This window comes from Microterricola viridarii (genome assembly GCF_900104895.1).
In the GTDB taxonomy this organism is placed as follows: domain Bacteria; phylum Actinomycetota; class Actinomycetes; order Actinomycetales; family Microbacteriaceae; genus Microterricola; species Microterricola viridarii.
Map to the genome: position 1 here is coordinate 2784835 of NZ_LT629742.1, position 15470 is coordinate 2800304.

The 15470-nt window shown below is 65.7% G+C and carries 15 protein-coding genes, 1 tRNA gene and 1 pseudogene; 6 read left to right on the top strand and 11 right to left on the bottom strand.

The window, feature by feature from the left end:
• Positions 1-756: 756 nt before the first annotated feature.
• Together BLT62_RS12780 and BLT62_RS12785 are read right to left on the bottom strand one after the other, a co-directional pair.
• Positions 757-2574 carry a hypothetical protein gene (locus tag BLT62_RS12780; protein ID WP_083364409.1) on the bottom strand — a complete coding sequence of 606 codons (1818 nt, stop codon included), beginning with the start codon at positions 2572-2574 and terminating at the stop codon, positions 757-759.
• A 1323-nt stretch (positions 2575-3897) separates the two neighbouring features.
• On the bottom strand, positions 3898-4857 hold the full coding sequence (locus tag BLT62_RS12785; protein ID WP_172829706.1) for a DUF4238 domain-containing protein: 960 nt from the start codon (positions 4855-4857) through the stop codon (positions 3898-3900).
• 272 nt (positions 4858-5129) lie between these two features.
• Between BLT62_RS12785 and BLT62_RS17730 the strand changes: the two genes are divergently transcribed.
• Positions 5130-5684 (top strand): hypothetical protein, encoded by a 555-nt coding sequence (locus tag BLT62_RS17730; protein WP_156786346.1) that lies wholly within the window; start codon positions 5130-5132, stop codon positions 5682-5684.
• Positions 5685-5958: 274 nt separating this feature from the next.
• Here the strand turns inward: BLT62_RS17730 and BLT62_RS18160 are convergent, their stop codons facing one another.
• From BLT62_RS18160 to BLT62_RS12800, 4 genes and pseudogenes are all read right to left on the bottom strand, one after another.
• On the bottom strand, positions 5959-6486 hold the full coding sequence (locus tag BLT62_RS18160; RefSeq protein ID WP_231919164.1) for a tyrosine-type recombinase/integrase: 528 nt from the start codon (positions 6484-6486) through the stop codon (positions 5959-5961).
• A gap of 323 nt (positions 6487-6809) precedes the next feature.
• A pseudogene (locus BLT62_RS18395) lies at positions 6810-7145 on the bottom strand (tyrosine-type recombinase/integrase); the annotation flags it as partial.
• Positions 7146-7176: 31 nt separating this feature from the next.
• A complete protein-coding gene (locus BLT62_RS17880) occupies positions 7177-7362 on the bottom strand; it encodes a helix-turn-helix transcriptional regulator (protein WP_172829707.1) in 186 nt (61 codons plus the stop codon).
• A gap of 244 nt (positions 7363-7606) precedes the next feature.
• Positions 7607-7683, bottom strand: a tRNA-Pro gene (locus BLT62_RS12800).
• Positions 7684-7934: 251 nt separating this feature from the next.
• Here BLT62_RS12800 and BLT62_RS12805 point away from each other — a divergent pair.
• From BLT62_RS12805 to crcB, 5 genes are all read left to right on the top strand, one after another.
• Positions 7935-8531, top strand: coding sequence for a GNAT family N-acetyltransferase (locus BLT62_RS12805; RefSeq protein ID WP_083364412.1), 597 nt, complete (start codon positions 7935-7937; stop codon positions 8529-8531).
• Between the two features lie 88 nt (positions 8532-8619).
• Positions 8620-9096, top strand: a complete 477-nt coding sequence (locus BLT62_RS12810) for a hypothetical protein (RefSeq protein WP_083364413.1) — start codon at positions 8620-8622, stop codon at positions 9094-9096.
• Between the two features lie 134 nt (positions 9097-9230).
• Positions 9231-9752, top strand: a complete 522-nt coding sequence (locus BLT62_RS12815) for a universal stress protein (protein ID WP_083364414.1) — start codon at positions 9231-9233, stop codon at positions 9750-9752.
• On the top strand, positions 9749-10240 hold the full coding sequence (locus BLT62_RS12820) for a fluoride efflux transporter FluC (RefSeq protein ID WP_083364415.1): 492 nt from the start codon (positions 9749-9751) through the stop codon (positions 10238-10240). The genes BLT62_RS12815 and BLT62_RS12820 overlap by 4 nt, the downstream gene beginning before the upstream one ends.
• Positions 10237-10614 (top strand): fluoride efflux transporter CrcB, encoded by a 378-nt coding sequence (gene crcB / locus BLT62_RS12825; RefSeq protein WP_083364416.1) that lies wholly within the window; start codon positions 10237-10239, stop codon positions 10612-10614. Before BLT62_RS12820 ends, crcB begins: the two co-directional genes overlap by 4 nt.
• A gap of 313 nt (positions 10615-10927) precedes the next feature.
• On the opposite strand, the gene BLT62_RS12830 is transcribed toward crcB, so the two are convergent.
• The 5 genes from BLT62_RS12830 to BLT62_RS12850 are packed head-to-tail and all read right to left on the bottom strand — an operon-like array spanning position 10928 to position 15462.
• Positions 10928-11857, bottom strand: a complete 930-nt coding sequence (locus tag BLT62_RS12830) for an urea transporter (protein ID WP_172829708.1) — start codon at positions 11855-11857, stop codon at positions 10928-10930.
• A 1-nt stretch (position 11858) separates the two neighbouring features.
• A complete protein-coding gene (nicT, locus tag BLT62_RS12835) occupies positions 11859-13034 on the bottom strand; it encodes a Nickel transporter NicT (protein WP_083364418.1) in 1176 nt (391 codons plus the stop codon).
• A 12-nt stretch (positions 13035-13046) separates the two neighbouring features.
• Positions 13047-14114, bottom strand: coding sequence for an urease accessory protein UreD (locus tag BLT62_RS12840; protein ID WP_083364419.1), 1068 nt, complete (start codon positions 14112-14114; stop codon positions 13047-13049).
• Complete coding sequence (ureG, locus tag BLT62_RS12845) at positions 14111-14746, bottom strand: urease accessory protein UreG (protein ID WP_083364420.1); 636 nt, start codon at positions 14744-14746, stop codon at positions 14111-14113. The genes BLT62_RS12840 and ureG overlap by 4 nt, the downstream gene beginning before the upstream one ends.
• Before the next feature lie 35 nt (positions 14747-14781).
• On the bottom strand, positions 14782-15462 hold the full coding sequence (locus tag BLT62_RS12850; protein ID WP_231919165.1) for an urease accessory protein UreF: 681 nt from the start codon (positions 15460-15462) through the stop codon (positions 14782-14784).
• Between the last annotated feature and the right edge of the window lie 8 nt (positions 15463-15470).

The window sequence follows — 15470 nt, forward strand, 5'->3', positions numbered from 1 at the left end:
TAGATGACCTGCCGGGCCAGCGTTCTAGAACGGGAAGCCCACCTCAGACCACCACGGACTTGACCGAACAAGGGGGCGAGACGACATCACAATCGGCGCATCACATCATCAAGCAACGTGTCGGCTCTCGCCGTTTGCCCATTTTGCCCGGCCTCGCTCAACAACCATCCGAAAACTTGGGGAGCGCGTGCCATTCCTTGGCCCAGGAGTGAGTTGGGTCGTCCTCGCGGTGGGCGGTGTCCGCCAACGCGGCATAGAGCTCCTCGATGTTGGCGCAGCTCGCAAGCAAGTCTCTGATTACATGCCACGCGTGAGCCGTATTTGAGTCGGCGTCCACGGGATACGAAGGGTCCAGCTCCGCCATGACAAGGCGCGTGAGCTCTTTCGACACTGGAAGTTGCGGCTCAGATCCGCCCGCTCCTAGAAGAATGACTACGGCGCTGTCGGCTTCTGCCACCGAGAATCCATGAGCATCATGGTACTGACCTGCCCCGGCTGCCTTGGACAGGCAAGTGGGTGCGATCAGGAGCGATGTCAATACGGCTCTAGTCTTTGACCAGAGCCGTTGCGCCAGGTCCTATGCACTGAGCCAGGCCAGACTGTACGTCAGCCGAGTTGAAGCCCTCAACGCTTGATTCGGCCGGATTGGACCAACTCTTGATGGCCGGTCTCTCTATGCCGTGTGGTCATCTACACCTCGCCAATACCGACCGAAGGACGAGTGTGGCATTGCAGCGAGTCATATTGCACGGCACTTCAGACGGCCGTGGCAGCGACCGCGCTTTTCGCTTTCGGCCCTCGGAGTGCCCAAATCGGCAATGTCCTGAGCTGCTCGTACTTCTCAGGAGCGAGCTGCTCAAGGCAATAGTCAGCCTCTTCATTTTCCCCAAGCAGAAGTGCGCATGCGAACTCGATCTGGCCACCGAGCTCAATGTCGCTCTTTGTCATCTCCCGTTTAAGTCTTCGGATCCCGCGCCGATGCACGGCGGTGAGGCGCCCGAGCCGCCACAAGATTTGCCATCGGTTGACGAGGTGGGTCGGCTCATCGCCCACCAGGCCGATGAGCCATTCGTTGAGCGCCTTCGCGGCGTATAGGAAGGCTTCGCTTCTTTCGTCGTTGGCGTCCGCCGCAGAAATTAGGGCCAGAACCTTCAGATTTGCCAGGGTGGGGGTATCTGACAGGTCTGCGATGACCTCATACGCATCGACGAGCCGATCGAGCCGAAGATTTATCGTTGACGATAGGTGCTCCTGCTCAATCAGCTCATACACAGTCGCGGGGATCTCGTCTGCCGATTCGTCGTTCCCGCGCGCCCAGCCAACGCGGAACTCGTGGCGTGATTCAGGCGCGAAGGGGTCGACGTATCGCCATGACCCCGGGGCAGTCCCCGGAACGATTAGAAGCATCAATAGCCAGCGGCCGACCTCCTGAAGCACTCCCCCGGTTTCAGCCTTCGCATCGAAGAGTTCCTCGTGCTCCACCAAAGAACGGTGCAGAAACTGGAGCTGCCGATGCTGCTGTTCGTTGATCTCGCCGAGGTTGACCAACCGAGTATCCACGCCGAGCACTTCGAAGAGGTCGCCCAGCTGGCAGAGGTAGTCGAGGTGGCGACGCAGCTCCGGTTCATCGCCTTCAGCGACCTTGCCCAGCGAGGAGTTCCCGTTGATGCTTATCGAGTTTCGATCAAGCAACGCTATGTAGAACCGGAGTGCTTGGGTCCGTTCGGGGAGAAGGTCCGCCAAAGTAAATTTGGCCTGCATCGATTGGGTGCCTCCCGCCATGCGGAAGCGTAACGTCAGTCCCTCGGATAGTTTCAACTCAGCCGTCTCCGCGTCGATTTTCTGCACGGTTGCTTGTTCAAAGATGACGCCGCCACACTCAATCACCACGTCGACGCGATGAGGGGTGTAAGCCGGTGGAAAAATATGAAGTTCACCGCCGAGAGGTAGCGACAAACCCTCGGTTGTGGTGAGCACCAATGCGTAATCTGTCACGCCGGGTGCTAACAAAACCGGGGCATCGAAGTTCAAGTCCTGTGCCGAGTAGACCGAGATGCTCTGCATGGTGGGGAAGAGCGAGGAAGCGTCGCCTGCGGACGGCTGTTGTTCCTGGGTCTTGTGCGCGACGCGCACAAGCCTTTCGATTTCGTCGCTGCCTGTTGGGAGGACCTTGAGTGGCACCGTGATGCGCCGGGTGGTTGGAGCCGCATCTTGGAGGATCTTCTCGATATAGAACGGCGAGAGGAGGACGTAGTGGGGGTACCGCTTTCCGGTGTCACGATCAATGAAGACAACAAAATACAAGACGCCTGAGTCAGACTGGAAGGCTTGAAGATCAGTCCGAGAGATTGGGTAGCCCTTCGGAAGCTTCCCATTCGCCGGGGTGGTTCTACCCTTTACCTGAACCGAGACGCGTCCGGCCCACTCGTCTTTGCTGCGCTGCAGGCCGCTGTAGATATCAATGTGACCGTCCGTGAATGGCGTCTTGTCGTTCGTCGACATGACCGGGATCAGGCGCGGGCACATCGCAATCAGGCTGCTGACCTCGTTAACGGCAAGGGTCTCTACGTCCATGACGAAGATTCTCTCAGAGGACCATGGCTGTCATGACAACCATGCAGGGCGACCTCATGTTGCGCACCATCGAGCGGGATGTCGGCGCCGACTGCCTCGTTAGGAACGCGTTCCAGCCCCGTCCGTCGAACCGTCTACGCCCTGGTCGCCTACTGGCGGGCTTCATGTCTTAGGTACGCCCCTCCAACGAATCGGCCAAGTTTCAGCCAAGCCCGTCGACTTGCGGTAACGACAATTGCCACGAGCACCAGCCACATCCAAGGATGAGCCATTGCAGCGACGAGAAAACCTTCGACGAGCACCCGAAGACCATTCCAAATAGCTTCCACCCGCATCGCGCGTAGCTCGCTCCAGTCGATCAATGAAACTCCCTAATGGTCGTGTCGCAGTCAATCACACGCCACCGACATCGCGACGGCCGCAGAAACCGCCGAAGCTCTGCATATCGGCGTTCACCTTTGCACGACCGATTGGGACCAGAAGTCCTTCTTGGCTTATGACGCTTCATACGACCGTTCTCCTAGGCCGCAGACTGACGATCGTCAATACACCGCCATCCGAATCGCTATTGCCGTTGGCCCCGCTCAGCGGGCTTCTCAACGGGTAGGATCTACGGCCGGCCAACGCCCCCGCGCTCAGCCCAGGCCAGGCCAGGCCAGACCAGCCACGACTCGCTACCTAGGCGATGAGTTATTGATGATCGGATCAAATGACGCCGAAGAAAACCCCAGACCAACAGGATTTCCGCAATCGAAACTCCGCATTTGAACCTACTACCACGCGTCTCTTCAGCACGCCCAAGCGGGTCAAGTTCACCGCCTCACGAAACCCAAGATCTGGGCGTTTTCTGTCGGAGACACGCCGCGATTTGACCTTGCGACTCCGCGACTCTCCTGGCACCGAATGACCTGGGCGGGCCATATCGTGCGACTCGAGCAAAAGACCAGATCAGACGGCTGAACTCAAGAGCTCGCCCGGCGTCCGCTCACCCGTCATCCCGACCGAAATGGCCCGATTCGACACGCAAAATGATGAGTGATAAACGAAAACAGTCCCGATAAACCGTAGTTCATCAGGACTTTTGTCGGCTGTTCGCGAAACCAGTCAGGGCACCGATCGCAGGCCGCCGCCAAGTACGTTTTCCTCCGCTCCCCGTATCTTTTTCCTCCACACGTGTCGAGGATCTGCTCAGACTGCAGGAAACACTGGCAGCGGTGACCGATCGCCGCAGATCAACGGGTCAACCGAAGCTGCAGCACTCCCAGCAGGTGCGCAGCATCGTGTCGGACCGGTCCTCCCGGAAGTGGCGAAGTGGCGAAGTCGCTATAAGCCGGAGCTCCGCTCGAACTCGCCCCAGATCTGCTCGATCATCAGATCCGCAGGGTGCTCAAAGACGTCATTGTCAGCGTTCGCGATCATCAGCGCCCGCGCAATGTTGGCGCGTCCTTGGTCAAACTCGGTTGTCATGTCGCCGTTGTGATTCAGGCGGCTCAGGACCGAGGGCGGGTGCCAGTCGGTCATGAGGACGAGATCGCGCGACAAGGCGGTGACCGACCAGCGAGAATTGCGGAAATCTACTGAATGGTGAGTGGCCCGCCCCGTTTCTATTGTGCCTCCAATGAGTGCCACCGGATTGTCGCTGATAGTGAAGTAAGGGGTCGGCGCGCGCATGATGACCCACCGCTGTTCAAAAAGATGACGTGCAAGACGCGGTAGCTGGTCCCGTAAGTACTCTGACTGGAAATTCGCGGGCGCCTGTTCGCCTTTGTGCCAGAGACCATACCGCCGGCCTAGTCGCGCCAAGTCCTCGGGATTTCCTGTCAACACACCGCTTCGAAAAAGATCGACTCCGATGAGCGGCCTGTCGCTCCCTTCTAACATCCGTTCAGCGGACACCTGGACATGCTGCCTATATCGAGGGGTTCGAATCACTGATGCGGCCAGATAGAGAGCAAGCTGGTTGCGGGCCGGGCTATCGAGCGGCCAGACCGTCGACAGGTCCTCAGCGGCGCGTAGCTTCGCCATCACTTTGGCGGCTTTGTCCTCGAGCGGACGGAGGAGGTCATGTTCGTCGACATCATGAGTGGCATTCCACGAATCGAGAATGTAGAGGTCGGTCACGACGGTGGCGCGTTTCGAAGGTATCCGACGGGCGTTCAGCTCGCCTGCGCCTACGTCGAACTTCTTCAGGAACCCGCTTGAATCTGCAAACTGTTTCAGCCAGAACTTCGACACGGTGTGGTGCTCGTGGCTTTGTGGCCTGGTACGCGGCGCGGGGTCCATGGTAGTGACTATGCCACGAGCTCCGGACATCGCGTGTCTCGACGATCATCCCTCAGCGGGCATCACGTCGACGAGAAGGGGAGTTTTTCAACACGTGAGCCGATTTGCCGATTAGTAACGCAGAGCAGCAGCGCTGGCGTCTATGACGGCTGTCCAAACTAATCATCCAGGCGCATGATCTCCATTGTGAATCTCGTCCGGCCATCGGTCGTTCCCTGTGCCCCATCGAACCAAGGCAGTGACAGGTCCGGCCTGTAGTGGATACTCGAGAAATGGATATGGACCTCTCATGGCTCGTGGGAATAGTGACAACGGCGCTCGCGGCCGGCGTCGGCGCATACGTCAGTGCACGTCTGGGAGTGGTTCACGCTGAACGGGCGGACAGCAACCGGCTCCGGCGAGAGACGGCTGAAGAAATCATCGGCGCCCTGACGAAGCTTCGGGACCTTCTTCGCGATGTTCAGAACGACCGGAGTCCTGAGCAGTGGACCGTGCCGGTGATTACGGCATACGACACAATCGACGATGCCCGCTTCCGTCTTCCCCAAGGCCTCCGGCACCTCAAGCAAAGTGTCAGGTTTGCTCTAGGAGAGGCTGTCGGGGGACCGTCGTTGGCCGACCTGCGCCCGTCCAGTGAGCGTGATGAGCTCGCTGATTACAACCATCGGTGGAATGAGTACGCGATCGAGTACGTAGAGATGGCGATGGACTCGGTCCGGCAGTGGCGCGACGCTCCTGCAAAGTCGGCGTCAAGCGTGCGCTTGCCGGGCTTCGATCAGTGGCTGGCCAAGACAAATCGTCACGTTTCCGGAGCTTCCGCAAACTGATACCCCGACGGTCCGCAGGAGGGACGTTCGACGGGCACTCCGACGGTACTTCAGCTCTCGCCCGCTTCAGCGGACCTCGCTGTCGCGTTTGCCCCGCCCGACACTAAGCCCGATGACGGGGCGTCTCACGCACGAGCTCGAGCACGTCATCCTGTTGTCTCACAACCCTAAGGAAGTGAGACGTCTCACGCCGCGCCCTGGGTGGATCGCCCACAAAAGCCCAAGACGTGCGACCAAGCAGGACCACAGCTTTCAACTAGAAGACCGAGATCAGTCAGCCCTCATCCTTCGCAAACGCCTGCTCCAGCAGTTCTGCCGTCGCGGGGTTCACCAGCTCGCGGCGACGAATGTAATGCTGAATGGTGATCTTCGTGTCCGTGTGCCCGAGAAGCTCGGCGGCGAGCTCGACACTCTCGCTGTCGTTGCTGGCGGTAGCCACGGTTCGGCGGAACATGTGCAGCGTGATGCCGGTGATGCCGCCGCGCTCCAGTACCTGCCGCATCTGACGCCGCACATTCGTCGTCGTCAGTGGCGTCCCATCCCTCGACTGGAACAACAGCGCATTCGACTCATGATCGCGCGTCACGGCCAGCCTGCGCCGGACTGCCTCGGCGGTGAACCACGGCAGGGCGACGATGCGGCGGGACTTGGCCGTCTTGGGGTGGTCCTGCCGTAAGGTGGCCTCGCCGTTCCGGCTGATGATGGTGCCGGCGAGCCGGATCGTCGGCGTGCCGCCGGTGACGTCCACGTCGCGGCGGCGGATCGCCAGCACCTCCCCGATGCGGGCGGAGGTGCCGAGCATGACCTCCACGATGGCGCCAAGCTGGCCGTCGGGCCTCGGGCCGGAAACATGGTCGATGCCGGACTCCCAGTGGGCGATGACGGCGGGATGGCGTTCACCTCCAGACTGGTCAGAGCGTCTGGCATGCGCGCCTCGCGGTGCAGCCGGGAGATGTGCTCCATCGGGTTGCGCGCCAGCACCTCGTGCCGCACGCCCAGTTGCAGGGCCAGCCGCAGCACCACGCGGGCCTGCTTGGCCCGGTTGTAGGACTGCTTGCCGAGCATCATGATGAACTGGTCACAGCGCGCCACCCCGATCTCCCGCAGCGTCAGGGCGCCGAACGCGGGCAGCACGAGGGTGCGCATGTTGCGCTCGTAGAGGTTGCGGGTGGTCATTGAGATGCGGCCCTCCAGGTCGATGTCCTCCAGCCAGTAGGCGACCAGGTCGGGGAACGGGCTGTCCGGACTCAGGGTGCCGGGGCCGGGCTGGAACAGCGAGCGCTCGGCGAGCTTGGCCTTCAGGGCGTGCTCGGCGGCCCTCGCGGTGGCGACGCTGGCGGCGACCTGGCGGGCGCGGCCGTCCCAGTCCCGGTACCGGGTGCGGGACTCGAAGCGCCCCGAGGCCGCCTTGCGGGTGGTGATCTCGCCGAAGGTGCCAATCGTCAGCCGCGGGCGCGACATCAGGCCACCGCCTCTCGGGCCAGGCGGGCCGTTAGGCCCGTTCGCGCTGGGCGACGACCCAGTCGCGCACGTCCGAGAGGGCGAACTTCAGGTGTTTGCCGAAGCGGTACGCGGTCGGGCCCTTGCCGTGGGTGCGCCAGTCGTAGATGGTCGCCACCGGAATGCCGAGGTAGCCGGCCAGCTCGGTGATGTCCCAGAGCGGCTCCAACCCCCCCACGCATCGCGGGGAACCAGCGCAGAGCCGTCGGAGACAGTGGACTTGAGGATCTCGTTCTCGTTCATACCGGCAAGGTGCACACCCGCTCCCCAGGTGATCAAAACCGATCAGGAGCGACGGAGACGTGCCGGAGAACAGACCCGAAAAAGGCCGGCCGGAGAAGTCAAAGTGATGAGTTTTTGATGAGTTGATCAAGTCTCTTAACCGAAAAAGTCGCGGAAACCCTTGAGTTTCCGCGACTTCTTGGTCGGGCTGACAGGATTTGAACCTGCGACCCCCTGACCCCCAGTCAGGTGCGCTACCAAGCTGCGCTACAGCCCGTAGTCTCTGTGCAGCCGCCGGCTGAGAACCTCAGCTGCGTGCCGCCCGAAGACAACTTGTCAATAATAGCGCGAACTTCGGGTGCCGCTTGCCACTTCGAATCCGCCGGGCGTGTCCAGGGCCGGTTCCGGATGCCGGGGCGGCCCATTCCGCGCGCCTGCCTCGCGCGCGGCATCCGGCAAAGTGGCGGGTCAACAGTGAGATCGGGGCTCCGGTGGCGCCGCCGCGACCCGGCGATCTAAGGTTTGCTCATGACTGAAATCGCCCCGGTGAGAATCGTCTCCGTCTCGGACGCGCCGTGGGACGACGTCGTGCGGGTGTTCGGGACGCGCGGCGACCCGGCCACCTGCTGGTGCCAGTTCTTCAAGCTCTCCAACGCCGACTGGAAGAACGCGGAGGGGCCCGAGTGCAAGGTCGCGCTCGAACGGCAGGTGCGGGACGCTGCTCCCCCGCCTGGCATCATCGCCTACCGCGACGGCGAGCCGGTGGGCTGGTGCGCCGTGGAGCCGCGCGTGAACTACGGCCGCCTGACCCGCACCCGCGCAGCCGCAGGCAGCCCAGAGGCCCCCGACGACGAGGGGGTGTGGGCGGTGACCTGCTTCGTCGTGCGGGTCGGCCACCGCCGCCTGGGCATCGGCGGCGCGCTGCTGCGCGGCGCACTTGAGCAGGCGCGTGAGGCTGGCGCCCGCGTCGTGGAGGGCTACCCCGTCGACGTCGCCGTGCGCGGCAAGACCAGCTCGGCCGATCTCTACCACGGCACGCTCACGCAGTTTCAGGCCGCCGGCTTCGAGGAAGTGGCCCGGCCGAGCGCCGACCGACCGGTCATGCAGCTGCGTTTCACCGGTTGAGCCGACACACCGGCAGCTCATGGCTCGTTCATAGCTTCTCTCGGTACTGTCAGTCGTCCGCTTCACCTACCCCGAAATCAAGGAACTCATGTCTCGCACTCCCGCGTCCAAGTCCGCCAACCTCCCCGTGATCCTGCTCTGGATCGCCTCGCTCGCCGTCGGGGCCGTCGGCTACCTCGTCATGACGAGCTCGATCGCGGCGCAGACCGACCTTTACACGACCGGCTCGCAGGATGTGGGCGCGATGCTCACCGGCCAGTCCGGCGTCACCCTCGGCACCACGCTGATCGGCGTCGGCGTGCTGGGCCTGCTGCTGGCCCTCGCCGTGCACGCGCACAACTTCGCCCTCGCCCAAGCACAGGCCGCCCTCACCCTCGATGACTTCGATGACTTCGGTGCCGACGACAACGAGCTCGTGCACAGCACGATCACCCCGGAAGAGGCCCCGGCCGAGGCCCACGTCGTCGAGGCGACCGAGGTCGTCACCGCGGAAGCCCCCGCCCCCGTCGACGAGCCCGCCGAGGCCCCGGCCACCGACGAGAAGCCGGCCACGCCCGCCTCGTAGCATCCGCTGCCCCGCGCAGCACCACTCTCGCGCTCTGGCGCCGGGCGGCCCAGCCGTCCGGCGCCAGAGCCGTTTCTGCACCCGGGCGCCACACCGCCTTGTCGGGCTCAACTCCGCGCGAGTAGGGTCGATTCATGGGAATTCACTCGGGGGAACCCCGCAAACACCCCGTCGTGGTCGGCGTCTCCCCTGGCCAGCCGCCCCACGTCGTGCTGCAGGCCGCCCGCTTCGCCATCCAGTTCGAGACCGAGCTGATCTGCGCGCACGTCAACCCCGGGCGCTTCGCAACCGCGGAGTCTCCGGACGGCTCCATGCTGACGGCGCCCCTCGACCCTGACTTCGCCGATGAACGCGAGGTCGCCTTCGACGCCCGGCTGGAGACGGCCCTGTCCGAGACCCTCGCCGACAGCAACGTGACCTGGCGCACGCTGGCCATCGCCGGCGACGTCGCCACCGCCCTCGGCCACCTCGCCGACACCGTCGACGCCTCCATGCTCGTCGTCGGCACGGCCGAGCGCTCCTTCGCCGGCAGCGTGACGGAGTTGTTCAACCGCTCGATCGCGATCAACCTGGCCCGCCACCAGCTGCGCCCGGTCGTCGTCATCCCGGCCAGGGCGGCGGAAGGCACCGCGGCGGCGCACACGGCAGACGCATGAGCTCCGGCATCCGCCCACCACACCTGCGCTGGGCGCCCATCGCACTGGTCGCCGTCGGCGGCGCGCTCGGCGCGGCGGGCCGGGAGGGGTTCTCCCTGGTGATCCCGAACCTCGGCCAGCTGCCGATCGCGATCCCGGTCGTCAACATCATCGGCGCGTTCCTGCTCGGCTACCTCTACGAGGCGGTCACCCGCATCGACCCGGCGAAGCCCACCGGCAAGAACCTCAAGCTGCTGCTCGGCACGGGCTTCTGCGGCGGTTTCACCACCTACAGCTCGCTGGCCACCGACACCGCGGTGCTGTTCCGGGACGGCCTCCCCTGGCCGGCGATCCTCTACGCCCTCGGCACCGTCGTCGTCGGTGCGGTCGCCACCTGGGCCGGCATCCTGCTGGCGAGCAGCATCAACGCGCGGATGACGGCCCGCACCAGCCCGCAGCCGGCCGAGCCCGCCGGCACGCACGCCACGGAGCAGGGGGCCGGCTCGTGACCCCGCTCATCTTCCTGCTGCTGGCCGTCGCCGGCGGGGTCGGCGCCGCCGTGCGCTTCCTCGTCGACGGCTTGATCCGGGCCCGGCTGAAGACGGCGTTCCCATGGGCGACGACGATCATCAACGCGTCCGGCTCGCTCGTGCTCGGGTTCCTCACCGGGCTCACCCTGGTGCACCTGTTGCCGAGCGACCTCAGCGTCATCCTCGGCACCGGATTCCTCGGCGGGTACACGACGTTCAGCACGGCCAGCTACGAGACGGTGCAGCTGATCAAGCAGGGCCGGCACGCGGCGGCGTTCACCAGCGGAGTCGTCATGCTCGTCATCTGCGTGGCGCTGGCGGCGCTCGGGCTGTGGTGGGGCAGCTCGATCTAGGAGTGCGCGTGCCGGGCGCGGGGTCTCGATACGCTCGTTCCTCGCTACTCGACCAACGGGGAATGCGCGCGCGGGTGCGGGGTCTCGATACGCTCGTTCCTCGCTACTCGACCAACGGGGAACGCACGTGCCGGGTGCGGGGTCTCGATACGCTCGTTCCTCGCTACTCGACCAGCGGGGAATGCGTGCCCCAGGTGCGGGGTCTCGATACGCTCGTTCCTCGCTACTCGACCAACGGGGATTGTGCGCCCCCGGGTGCGGGGTCTCGATACGCTCGTTCCTCGCTACTCGACCAACGAAGACTGCCGACACGTCAGGTGCGCTTGGCGGACGGGATGTAGTGCGCGATGACGAGGAACACCCAGGTGGTGAGGATGTACGGCCAGGTGTAGGTCGGCCCGGGCAGCTGGTGCATGAGCAGCGTCACCATGGCGGTGATGATCGTGCCGATTACGGCCAGCAGCCAGGAGATCCCGCTGCTCTGCAGGAACACCACGGCGAGCGCGATCGCGGTGAGCACGCCGGAGTAGCCGGCCAGCCCGTTCGCGGTCTCGGTCAGGGTCTCCCCCATGGCCAGGGCGCACAGGCTGCCGATCGCGCTGCCGAGCACGGCCGCGACGCCCACCTTCCAGCTGGCGATGAACAGCCCGGCGAGGATCAGCGCGCCCGCCCAGATGTTGTCCACCAGCACGACCTGCGACACGTTCGTCAGCAGCGAGCGGGCGAACGCCAGTGGAACCGAGTCGATGGTGACGGATGCCGGCGAGCTCACATGCAGGGCCTGCGTGCTGAGCAGCACCCCGGTGGCGACGATGCAGAACGGGGCCGTCGTCGACGGCAGCGCGAACACCTTCAGCGGGGTCCGGGTGAACAGGGCGACCACGAGCCAGGCGACGGGAGCGCAGAGCGCACCGCCGACGAGCGCGATCGGGTACGCGGCGACCTGCCCACCGAGCGCGGCGAACGTGGCGGCGCCGACGAGCGCCCCGCAGAAGCCCTGCAGCCCGGCGATCACGTCGGGGGCTTTCGCCCCGAGCAGCCGCCCGGCCAGGGTGGACGCGATGCAGCCGATCGCCACCAGCGCCGCCATCCGCCAGTCGGCGACGGCGAATGCGGCGAGGATCAGCACGCCCGTGTAGATGTTGGCCTGGAAGAAGATCTGCGACAGGCCGTGCCCGAATCCGAGCAACCACGCCCCCGGCGAGCCGACCTTGTTCTGCGCCGTGGCGCCCGCTGTGCTCATCTCAGGACTTCCCCTCTGGTGGCCCGCTCGCCTGCGGCGAGGCCCCGGCATCCCCGGCAGTCCCCGCGGGCCCCGCTCCCCCGGCACTCCCGGAGGCCATGGCCCAGCGCTCCTCCACCTTGCCGAGCTTCCAGTAGGCGGTGGAGATCAGCCAAGCGAGCACGAGCGTGCCGACGATGATGTACCCGACGTTCTCCAGGTCGATGCTCGCCACCCAGCCGGTCAACGGGTCTTGCAGGCCGAGCCGCTCGTTGAGCAGGCCCACCAGCTCGATGCCGCCGATGATGACGGCGATCATGACGGACAGCCCGGTGATGGTGAGGTTGTAGTAGACCTTGCGGATCGGGTTGATCGTCGCCCAGCCGTACGCCCGCACCATGACTGCGGAGTCGAGGGTGTCGAACAGGCTCATCCCGGCGGCGAAGATCAGCGGCAGGCAGAGGATCGCGTACCAGGGCAGGCCGGTCGCCGCACCGGTGCCGGCCAGCACGAGCAGGGCGATCTCGCTGGCGGTGTCGAAGCCGAGCCCGAACAGGAAGCCGACGAGGTACATCTTGCCCGGCCGGTCGATCGACTTCATCATGGGGCCGATGATGCGGCTGAGGAAGCCGCGGCCCTGCAGGTGCTTCTCCAGTTCGGCCTCGTCGAGCTTGCCGTCGCGGGAGGCCCGCCAGACCTTGAGGATGCCCATGAACGCGACCGCGTTGATGAGCCCGATGAGCAGCAGGAACACGCCGGAGACGGCGGTGCCGAACACGCCCAGACCGTTGCGCACCCCGTTGCCGTCATCCGTCAGCCCGACCGCCCAGCTCACGCCGATGGCCAGCAGGGCCGCCATCAGGAACACGACGGTGGAGTGGCCCAGGGAGAAGAACAGCCCGACGCCGGCCGCCGGCCTCTTCAGGTCGACAAGCTTGCGCGTCGTATTGTCGATGGCGGCGATGTGGTCGGCATCGAAGGCGTGCCGCACGCCGAGCACGTAGGCGACGACGGCGATGCCCACCCCGAAGACCGAGGAACCCAGCTGCAGGTGCAGCGGCTCCACCAGGATGAAGAACAGGCCGAAGCCGAGGATGTGGATGAGCGCGACGGGGATGAACGCGAGGATGACCTGCGCCCGGTACGACCGCTGCCTCTTCGTTGCCGTCCCCTGCTCCACGGCCGCCTGTGCGCGCATGGCCACCTCCTCCTAACTCTTGCGAATCACCGGCGCGCTGACGCCGGTCAGAAGCTCATGAACGGCGGATGCCGCGGCCGTGTTCGCCCGGGCTACCGCAACCGTGTCGTTGCCCACCAGGCGCAGCCACACCCCCGTGTCGCCGGGCAGCGCGCTCACGCCGAAGAGCAGCGTGTCACCGAAGTCCTCGGCGAGCGCGGCGTGCAGCCGGTCGGCGAGCACGGCGACGGGCACCCGCGGCGTGAACACGTAGAGCATGGCGAGCACGTCGTGGTCGGCCAGGACGCCGAGCCCGGCCACGCCGCTCGATTCCCCGTCCGCGCCGGGGCAGAGCCGCACCCGGTCCAGGGCGACCAGCCGGCCGTCCGGGCGGCGCACCTCGAGGTCGGAGGCGTACACCGCGTAGGCGTGCCGCTCCCCCCTGGCCAGGCGCCCGGCGTACACGGTCTCGCCGAGCAGCAGCGTCGCCGACTCGTCGAGCACCACCGCCGTCTGCTGGTAGAAGCGCGAGTCGACGAAGGGCACCACCGGGTCGGGCAGGTACTCCAGGTAGGCGTCCGCCTCGACCTCGATGTTCATGACCGCGGAGGCGTAGTCGTGCTCCATCCGGTACACCTTGGTGTGCGCCTGGGTGGTGACGTGGGCGGAGGTGCCAGGGCCGAAGCTCAGGTCGGTGCGCAGCCGGTCGCCCTGCAGGATGCCGCCGCCGGTGGACATCAGGTAGGTGTAGGCCATGTCGGGGCGCAGCGTGTTGTAGTAGAGCGGGTGCATGATCTGCAGCGGCGACTTCTGGTAGTGCCGCACCAGCTCGGTCCTGCCGCCGTTCTGGGCGAAGGCGAGCTGCAGGATCCCGACCTTGCCCGGACTGCCGACGGGCAGGCTGGGCGGTGCTCCCGCATAGCGGAGCACCTCGGCCGGCACGCGGGCCGGCTCGTAGAAGTCCGGCTCGAGGCGGTAGCCGCCCGGCCCGGGCTGCTTCAGCGGCAGCGGGCTGACCGGCGCCAGGGTGGCGGGCGCAGACGAGCGAGCGCCGTCGCCGGCATCCGGCGGCTTCGCCAGCGCCGCTCTCGTGCCGCTCATCCGACGAGTTCGGATCGGGCACCGTTCCACTGCGTCATGATCTCCCGATGCAGCTCCTCCACGCCCTCGCCGGTGAGCGAGTTCGTCAGCACGACCGGCTTGCCGTCGCGCACCCGGTTCGCGTCGCTGTGCATCACGTCGAGGTCGGTGCGCACGTACTGGGCGATGTCGATCTTGTTGATGACCAGGATGTCGCTCTCGGTGATGCCGGGCCCGCGCTTGCGCGGCATCTTCTCGCCCTCCGCGGTGTCCAGCACGAACACGAACACGTCGGCGAGCGCCGGCGAGAAGGTGAGCGTCAGGTTGTCGCCGCCCGACTCGTAGATGAGAGTGTCGATGTCGGGGAAGCGCTCGAGCATCTCCGCCCCGACTGCGAGGTTCATGGTGGGGTCGTCGCGCACGGCCGTGTGCGGGCAGGCGCCGGTCTCCACGCCCACCACCCGCTCCGGGTCGAGCACCCCGGCGAGCTCGCGCCGCACGTGTTGGGCGTCCTCCTGCGTGTAGATGTCGTTGGTGATGACGCCGGGTGTGCGCCCGGCCGCGATCAGCAGCGGCACCAGCGCCTCGGTCAGCGCCGTCTTGCCGGATCCCACCGGCCCGCCGATGCCGATCCTCAGTACGTTCTCGCTCATGGTTGTCCCTTTCCCCTCGTTGTGCACAGCTCCGCTCAGCTGGCGAACAGCCGCGCCTCCGCGCGCTCGTGTTGTGCCGACATGATGTCGGCGACGGGTGCGCACCCGCCGATGTCGGCGATGTCGCGCCGGGCGGCATCCGCCGCCACCTGCTCGATCACCGTGCCGATCTCGTACAGCACCACCTGTGCGTGCCGGTGGTCGGTCAAGCGCAGCCGGAGGGCGGCGCCGACGAAGCTCACCGAGAAGGCAAACAGGTCCGATGCGACGGCGGCCTCGGTCTCCACACCACAGGCGGCGTAGACCACGGCCGTCGCGACCGGCTGGCAGCCGGGTGTCGTGCGCGCCTTCACCCGTCGGGCGTACTCGGCGACTCCGGCCGCATCACCGCCGGCGCCGAGCACCTCCGCGGCCAGGTCTGCCAGCTGATGGCCGCTGCGCACCGAGGCGGTGCGCATCTCGGCGTTCAGCTTGGAGGCGAACAGGCGGTGATCGATCTGCTCGACCTCGTCCCAGTCGGATGCCGCGGCGGCTCGGTGCGCCCCGGCGAGCGCTGTCGCGTCGCCGGGCCCCACCGAGTGCACCAGTAGGTCGGCCAGCAGCCCGTGCACACCGTCTTGGCCGACGAGCCGGGCCTGGCTGAATCCCTCCAGGCCGTGCGACATCGTGTAGAAGCCGCTCGGGAAGGCCGAGTCTGAGAATTGCAGACTCGCCAACAGCTGGC

What these genes read in the sequence shown, in the direction of transcription:
- BLT62_RS12780 (WP_083364409.1), bottom strand. Translation starts at nt 2,574, where the DNA reads ATGGACGTAGAGACCCTTGCCGTTAACGAGGTCAGCAGCCTGATTGCG.
- BLT62_RS12785 (WP_172829706.1), bottom strand. Translation starts at nt 4,857, where the DNA reads ATGGACCCCGCGCCGCGTACCAGGCCACAAAGCCACGAGCACCACACC.
- BLT62_RS17730 (WP_156786346.1), top strand. Translation starts at nt 5,130, where the DNA reads ATGGATATGGACCTCTCATGGCTCGTGGGAATAGTGACAACGGCGCTC.
- BLT62_RS18160 (WP_231919164.1), bottom strand. Translation starts at nt 6,486, where the DNA reads ATGCTCGGCACCTCCGCCCGCATCGGGGAGGTGCTGGCGATCCGCCGC.
- BLT62_RS12805 (WP_083364412.1), top strand. Translation starts at nt 7,935, where the DNA reads ATGACTGAAATCGCCCCGGTGAGAATCGTCTCCGTCTCGGACGCGCCG.
- BLT62_RS12810 (WP_083364413.1), top strand. Translation starts at nt 8,620, where the DNA reads ATGTCTCGCACTCCCGCGTCCAAGTCCGCCAACCTCCCCGTGATCCTG.
- BLT62_RS12815 (WP_083364414.1), top strand. Translation starts at nt 9,231, where the DNA reads ATGGGAATTCACTCGGGGGAACCCCGCAAACACCCCGTCGTGGTCGGC.
- BLT62_RS12820 (WP_083364415.1), top strand. Translation starts at nt 9,749, where the DNA reads ATGAGCTCCGGCATCCGCCCACCACACCTGCGCTGGGCGCCCATCGCA.
- BLT62_RS12830 (WP_172829708.1), bottom strand. Translation starts at nt 11,857, where the DNA reads ATGAGCACAGCGGGCGCCACGGCGCAGAACAAGGTCGGCTCGCCGGGG.
- nicT (WP_083364418.1), bottom strand. Translation starts at nt 13,034, where the DNA reads ATGCGCGCACAGGCGGCCGTGGAGCAGGGGACGGCAACGAAGAGGCAG.
- BLT62_RS12840 (WP_083364419.1), bottom strand. Translation starts at nt 14,114, where the DNA reads ATGAGCGGCACGAGAGCGGCGCTGGCGAAGCCGCCGGATGCCGGCGAC.
- ureG (WP_083364420.1), bottom strand. Translation starts at nt 14,746, where the DNA reads ATGAGCGAGAACGTACTGAGGATCGGCATCGGCGGGCCGGTGGGATCC.